Source organism: Alcanivorax sp. HI0044, assembly GCF_001634945.1.
On the sequence record NZ_LWEZ01000589.1, the window covers coordinates 1 to 933 of the forward strand.

Genomic DNA, 933 nt, shown 5'->3' on the forward strand with positions numbered 1-933 from the left:
GCTGTCAGACAAGGCCGGTATCAAGATGCCTGAAGTGGGCATCTTCCCGGCCCAGCAATCCAATGCGTTCGCTACCGGCTGGAACAAGAACGATGCCCTGGTAGCGGTTTCCCAGGGGCTGCTGAGCCGTTTTCGCCCCGAGGAAGTCCGCGCGGTGCTGGCCCATGAAATCGGCCACGTGGCCAATGGCGACATGGTCACCCTCAGCCTGATCCAGGGCNTGGTAAACACCTTTGTGATTTTTGCCGCCCGCGTGGTGGGTTATGTGATCGACAGCTTCCTGCGTCGTGACGGTGGCGGCGGCCTGGGCTTTGGTTACTACATCGTGGTAATCGTGGCAGAAATTATCTTCGGCATTGCCGCCAGCACCATCGTGATGAAGTTCTCCCGCTTCCGGGAATACCGGGCCGATGTGGCCGGCGCTCAACTGGCTGACCGACGCGACATGATTTCCGCCCTGCAACGGCTGAAAGCGGAGTCCAAGGTGCCTAACCAGATGCCCGACACCCTGGTGGCTTTCGGTATCAACTCTGGCGTGAAGCAAGGGCTGAAAGCCCTGTTCTCTTCGCACCCGCCGCTGGATGACCGCATCGCGGCGCTGCAGGAAAAGCGCCACGGGTAATCAAAAAGAGTTTTAGCAGGAGCACTGTAGGAGGCTGCTTGCAGCCGAAAAGGTTCGCTTGCAAGCAAACTCCTACAGCAGCTTCGTAGGGGACTGACCGCTAATCCCCTGCATTCGTCCCCACCCGGTAAAGAATCTGATCCTCATACCCGGTGGTCACCGGCCATAACCCGCACAACTGCTTGTCCAGCGCCGCGTCGCCACTGTCCACCAGCAAGGGCCGCCCTTCCAGGGTTTCCAGTTTGGTTCGGGTAGCCAGTATCTGAATATTTTCTTTGCCCAGCCGGCGAATCAGTGCAGGGCTGAATTGC

1 protein-coding gene and 1 pseudogene are annotated in these 933 nt (G+C 58.9%); one reads left to right on the plus strand and one right to left on the minus strand.

Annotated features, from left to right (window positions below):
• Nucleotides 1–622, plus strand: a 622-nt coding sequence (gene htpX / locus A3730_RS07070; protein ID WP_063537792.1) for a protease HtpX, incomplete at its 5' end; no start/stop codon positions are given.
• A gap of 100 nt (nt 623–722) precedes the next feature.
• On the opposite strand, the pseudogene A3730_RS31240 reads toward htpX, so the two are convergent.
• Nucleotides 723–933: pseudogene (locus tag A3730_RS31240) on the minus strand (ATP-NAD kinase); the annotation flags it as partial.